This window comes from Streptomyces sp. NBC_01275 (assembly GCF_026340655.1).
In the GTDB taxonomy this organism is placed as follows: Bacteria; Actinomycetota; Actinomycetes; order Streptomycetales; family Streptomycetaceae; genus Streptomyces.
Map to the genome: position 1 here is coordinate 1 of NZ_JAPEOZ010000003.1, position 6,576 is coordinate 6,576.

Here is a 6,576-nt window from a genome sequence, read left to right on the forward strand (position 1 = left end):
GCAGCGCGTCATCCGGGCGGCGCTGGCCGACGCCGGCCTGGCCCCGGCGGAGGTGGACGCGGTCGAGGCGCACGGCACCGGCACCAGGCTGGGCGACCCGATCGAGGCCCAGGCCCTGATCGCCGCCTACGGCCAGGACCGGTCCGCCGAACGGCCTTTGCGGCTGGGCTCGTTGAAGTCCAACATCGGCCACACCCAGGCCGCCGCCGGAGTCGCGGGCGTGATGAAGATGGTGCTGGCGATGCGCCACGGCATCCTGCCGAAGACACTGCACGTCACCGAGCCCACGACCCACGTCGACTGGTCCTCGGGAACGGTGGAGCTGCTGACCGAACCGCACGAGTGGTCGGCCGGTGAACGCCCCCGCCGCGCGGGCGTGTCGGCTTTCGGCATCAGCGGCACCAACGCCCACGTCATCCTGGAGCAGGCGCCGCAAGAAGCCCGTCTCGACGCGACGCCCGAAGCCGAGCCCGGCCGCCCGACGGTCGCCTGGCCCGTCTCCGCACGCTCCGCCGAGGCCCTGCGCGCCCAGGCCGGGCAACTGCGGGACACGGTCTCCAAGCACCCCGAGTGGACACCGGCCCAGGTGGCACACGCCCTCGCCACCGGCCGCGCCGACTTCGAACACCGGGCCGTGCTCGTCGGTACCGAACGGGAGCAACTGCTGTGCGGGCTGCGGGCGTTGGCAACGGGAGCGGACGACGCGACCGGGGTCGTCACCGGGCACGGAGACGCGGGGCGGCCGGTGTTCGTGTTCCCCGGCCAGGGCTCACAGTGGACCGGCATGGCCGTCGAACTCCTCGACACGTCAGCGGTGTTCGCCCAGTCCATCGCCGACTGCGAAGCAGCGCTGGCCCCGCATGTGGACTGGTCGCTGACCGAGCAACTCCGCAACGGCTCACCCGGCCACGGGCGGCCTCGGCGAGTCAGGCGGCCTCGGCGGGCCGGGCCGCACCGTGGGATCCGGAGGGCACGGTGTTGATCACCGGTGGCACCGGCACCCTCGGCTCGCTCGTCGCCCGGCATCTCGTCGCCCAGCACGGCGTACGCCATCTTCAACTCCTCAGCCGACAGGGGGTGAACGCCCCCGGCGCCGACCGACTCCGCGCCGATCTCGAAGACCTCGGGGCCTCCGTCGCCGTAACCGCCTGTGATGTCTCCGACCCGGCGTCGCTCGCCGAGGCACTCGCCGGCATCCCCGGGGACCGCCCCCTCACCGCCGTCGTCCACACCGCCGGCGCCCTCGACGACGCCACCCTCGACACCCTCACCCCGCACCACATCAGCACCGTCATGCGGCCCAAGGCCGACGCGGCCTGGCACCTCCACCACCTCACCCGAGACCGCCGCCACCCCCTCAAGGCCTTCGTCCTCTTCTCTGCCGCGGGTGGGCTGCTCGGCACCGCCGGACAGGGCAACTACGCGGCGGCCAACGCCTACCTGGACGCCCTCGCCGCGCACCGCCGGGCACTGGGGCTGCCCGCGGTGTCGCTGGCCTGGGGGCTGTGGGAGGAGGCCAGCGGGCTGACCGGCGGGCTGACGCCCGCCGATCTGGCGCGGATGCGGCGGGCCGGGGTGCTGCCTCTGTCGACCGAGGACGGGCTGGCGCTCTTCGACCGGGCGCTCGGGCAGGAGCGCGCCCTGGTCGTGCCGGTCCGGCTGGACCTGCCCGCGCTGCGTGGGGAGGCCGGAAACCGGCCGCTGCTGCGGGAGTTGGCCCCCCGGGCGGAGCTGCCGCGGGCAGCGGCCGGAACCGCCGAGGCGCCCGCCGATGCCGGTGCCGGCACGGCGCGCCCGGGTCTCTCGCTCGCCGGACTGACCGCCGGTGAACGGGCCCATGTCCTGGAGGAGTTGGTGCGGACGAAGGTGGCGACGGTGCTGGGGCACGCCTCCGCCGACGCCGTCGAGCCCGAACGCGGTTTCCTCGACGCGGGCTTCGACTCGCTGCGCGCGGTGGAACTGCGCAACCTGCTCAACACGGCCACCGGACTGCGCCTTCCCGCGACGCTGGTCTTCGACCACCCCACCTCGACGGCTGTCGCCGCTCACCTGGACGAACTGCTGAGCGCCGCCGAGGACACGAAGAACGCTGAGAGCGCGGAGAGCGCGGAGAGCGCGGACGGCACTCAGGACAGCGAACAGCCCACCCATGCCGGCCTGGAGGCCGCGTCCGGTCTGGAGGCCGTGGACGCTCTGGAGACCGTGGACGCTCTGGAGGCCGGGCTCCTCGCCTCCGGGCTGCTGGCGGACGCCGTCGGCGGGGACTCGGCTGCGGACCGGGAGCGGGTGGCGACGCGGCTGCGCGGACTGCTCGACCGGCTGGCCCCGTCCGGCGCCCTCCGGGAGGAGTCCGCCGTGGTCGCAACGGACCGGCGGCAGGACGGGTTCGGCGGGTTCGAGAGCGAGTTCGACGACGTGTCCCTCGACGACATCCTCACCATCGTCGACGACGAACTGCGGAAGTCCTGACATGCCTCGACCGGCCGACGACGCGCACACCCCTGACGTACGGAAGAAGGCTGACGCAACCATGACGAGCGAGGCGAAGGTCGTCGACGTACTGAAGCGGCTGACCGCGGACCTGCGCAGGACCCGGCAGCGGCTGCGGGAGGCCGAGGCGGCGGCGCGTGAGCCGATCGCGATCGTCGGCATGGCCTGCCGCTACCCGGGCGGGGTCGCCTCCCCCGAGGAGTTGTGGCGGCTGGTCTCCGAGGGCCGGGACGTCATCGCGCCGCTGCCGGCCGACCGCGGCTGGGACGAGGACCTGTACGACCCGAATCCGGCCCGCACCGGGAAGGTCACCGTGCGCGAGGGCGGCTTCCTCGACGACCCGGCCGCCTTCGACCCCGGATTCTTCGGGATGAGCGCCCGGGAGGCCCTGGCGACCGACCCGCAGCAGCGGCTGCTCCTCGAGACGTCCTGGGAGGCGGTCGAGCGCGCGGGCATCGACCCGACGACGTTGCGCGGCAGCCGTACCGGGGTCTTCGCGGGGGTGATCCATCAGGAGTACGCGGGCCGGCTGCGCAACGCGCCGGGCGAGTTCGAGGGGTACCTCGGCAACGGCAGCACGGCGAGTGTCGCGTCGGGCCGGGTCGCGTACACGCTCGGCCTGGAGGGGCCGGCGGTCAGTCTGGACACGGCCTGTTCGTCCTCGCTGGTGGCGCTGCACGAGGCCGCGCTGGCGCTGCGGGCCGGTGAGTGCGAGCTGGCGCTGGCCGGCGGTGTGACGGTGATGGCCTCGCCGTTGGCGCTGGTGGAGTTCAGCCGGCAGCGCGGTCTCGCGCCGGACGGCAGGGTCAAGGCGTTCGCGGCCGGGGCCGACGGCACGGCGCTCGGCGAGGGCGTCGGGATGCTGCTGCTGGAGCGGCTGTCGGACGCCCGTCGCCATGGGCGGCGCGTGCTGGCCGTGGTCCGGGGCAGCGCCGTCAACCAGGACGGCGCCAGCAGTGGGCTGACCGCGCCGAGCGGTCCGGCGCAGCGCCGGGTGATCCGGCAGGCGCTGGACCGGGCGGGGCTGTCCGGGGCGGACGTGGACGCGGTGGAGGCGCACGGCACCGGCACCAGGCTGGGCGACCCGATCGAGGCCCAGGCCCTCATCGACGCCTACGGCCGCGACCGCCCGGCCGGACGCCCCCTGTGGCTGGGCTCGGTGAAGTCGAACATCGGGCACGCGCAGGCCGCCGCCGGGGTCGCCGGGGTCATCAAGATGGTGCAGGCCATGGCGCACGGGGTGCTGCCCCGCACTCTGCACGTGGACGCGCCGAACCCGCATGTGGACTGGCCGACGGGCGTGGTGGAGCTGCTGACCGAGCGGCGGGAGTGGCCGGTCGGCGACCGGCCCCGGCGTGCGGGGGTGTCGTCCTTCGGGGTCAGCGGGACCAACGCCCATGTGGTGCTGGAGCAGGGCGATCCCGCGCCCGGCGCTCAGCTCCGCTGCGGTGGCGTCGTCGTGCCCTGGGTCCTGTCCGGTCGTACGGAGGACGCGCTGCGCGCCCAGGCGCAGCGGCTGGCGGCGCATCTGGCGGACCGCCCTGAGGTGTCGGTCGACGCGGTGGGCGCCGCGCTGGCCCGCGGCAGGTCGGTGTTCGAGCATCGTGCGGTGGTGCTCGGCGCCGACCGCGCCGAGCTGCTCACCGGGTTGACGGCCCTGGCCACGGGATCCGACTCCCTCAGCTCGCCCAGCTCCCCTGACTCTCCCGGCCTGGCGTACGGCCGTGTCGCCGCCGACGCCCGGGCCGTCCTCGTGTTCACCGCCCGGGGCCTGGGTGCGGACCTCGGCTGGGCGGCACGGCTCGCCGAGACGTCTCCGGTGTTCGCCGAGCGGCTGGACCTCTGCGAGGAGGCGCTCCGCGCGTTCACCGACCGGCCGCTGCGCGACGTGCTGCGCCCGACCTCGGCGGCCGACCGGGACGCCGTCGGCGAACGGGCCGCGCGCTGGGCGGTGTTGGTGGCGCTCGGCGGGCTGTGGGAGGCGTTCGGGGTCCGCGCTGCGGCGGTCGTCGGCACGACGGACGGCGACGACGAGGGCGAGAGCGGGAACGGGAACGGGAACGGGAACAGGGACAGGGACGGGAACGCCATGGGCGATGTCGCGGTGCTCGCCGCGGCCTGCGTCGCGGGCGCGGCGACCTTGAAGGAGGCGGCCCGTGCGGTGACGGCGTACGACGGCGGGGCGTCGGCGCAGGCGGGTACCGCCCGGGTCCCGTTCCTGACGGCGTCCGCCGCCGATCCGGGTGAACTGGAGCGGGTCGTGGGCGAGTTGACGGACCGCGGCCACGGCCTCTTCGTGGAGGTGGGCGTCGCGGGGTCGATCGCCCCGCGGCTCACGGCCGGTGTGGCGGAGAGAGCGGTTCCGGTCGTCGCCTCCCCCGTCGGCGGCGGTCACGAGGACGAGGACGGGCATGCGCTGTGGGCCGCGCTGGCCCGACTGCATGTGAGCGACGCGACCGTGACCTGGGCGGCGGCCTTCCCCGCGCCGGGGCCGGAGGGTCCGCCGCCGGTCGACCTGCCGACGTACGCCTTCCGCCGTCGCCGGTACTGGCTCGACGACGGTCCCCGTACCGTCGACCCGACGGCCGCCGGACTCGCGCCCGCCGGTCATCCGCTGCTCGGCGCGTGTGTGGAACTCCCGGACGACGGCGGCCTGTTGTTCACCGGGCGGCTGTCGACGGCCACCCACCCGTGGCTGGCGGACCACACGGTCGCCGGACGGGTGCTGGTGCCGGGTACGGCGCTGGTGGAACTGGCTCGCTGGGCCGGTGCGCGCGTCGGCTGCGCGCGGATCGCCGAACTGGCCCTGCACACCCCGCTGGAGCTGCCCGCTCCGCGCGACGGCGACCGTACCGGGCGCGCGGTCCGGCTGCACGTCACCGCCCCGGACGCGGAGGGCCGGCGTCGCCTGACCCTCTCCGCGCGCCCCGGCCCGGACGACGACTGGACCCGGCACGCGACCGGAACCCTGACCGCGGCCGCCGACGACACCGTTCCCCCCGCGACCGCCGACCTCGTGACCTGGCCGCCACCCGGCGCGGAGCCCGTCCCCGTGCACGACTTCCACGACCGGGCCGCCCGCCACGGCATCGCGTACGGGCCCGCCTTCCAGGGGCCGCGGTCCGTCTGGCGGCGGGGCGAGGAGGTGTTCGCCGAGGTCGCCCTGCCCGAGGGCCTCCAGACGGAGGCCGGGCGGTACGGCGTCCACCCCGCGTTGCTGGACGCCGCACTGCAGTCGTGGTCGGCGGCGCACCCGCGCGCCCTGGAAGAGCGCCGGGTGCCCCACGCCTGGCACGGGGTGACGGCGGCCGCCGCCGGCGCGGGCGCTCTGCGGGTGCGGATCGCACCGGCCGAGGGGTACGGCGAGGACGCCGGGAACGCGGTGACCGTGCAGGTCGCCGACGCGACGGGCCTACCGGTCCTGTCCGTGACGGCCCTCCTCTCCCGCCCCCTGCCGCGCCCCGAGCAGACCGGATCGCTGCTGCGGCCCGGATGGGCGCCGCTGCCGAGCCGGCCGGGCGACCCGGGCGAGGTCGTTCAGTCCGTCGTGGCGCTCGGCGTCGAAGGCGACCTGCCGACGGTCGTCGACCGCTGGTACGCCGATCTCGACGCGCTGACCGCCGCGCTCGCCGCGGGTGCGCCCACGCCGGACGTGGTCCTGCTCCCGGTCTCCACGCTGACGGCGCCGCCCGGCGCGGACGTCCCGGACGCCGTGCACGCGGCGACCGCCGGACTCCTCGCCGTACTGCGAACCTGGCTGACGGAGCCGGGGCTGAGGGCGGGCAGGCTCGTGACGGTCTCGCGGAAGACGTACGACACGGGTGCGGGGGCCGCCCTCGTCGACGCCGCCGTGCGCGGACTGATGCGCAGCGCGCGTACCGAACACCCCCGGCGCTTCGGGCTGTTGACGGTGGCGGGCGACCCTGAGGCCTTTGGGCCGGAACTGCTGGCGGCCGCGCTGGACGCCGTACGGGACGAGCCTGAAGTCGCGATCAGGGGGCGGGGCGTGGGTGCCGCGGCTGTCCCCGGCCGAGTCCACGGACGACGCTCCCGCCGTCGACCCGAACGGCACCGTACTGATCACCG

General features: G+C 75.5%; 1 protein-coding gene and 1 pseudogene. Both read left to right on the plus strand.

Annotated features, from left to right (window positions below):
- Positions 1-2,469 (plus strand): annotated as a pseudogene (locus tag OG562_RS45865) (KR domain-containing protein); the annotation flags it as partial.
- 61 nt (positions 2,470-2,530) lie between these two features.
- Positions 2,531-6,576: type I polyketide synthase (locus tag OG562_RS45870; RefSeq protein ID WP_266409965.1), on the plus strand; the 4,046-nt coding region annotated here is incomplete at its 3' end.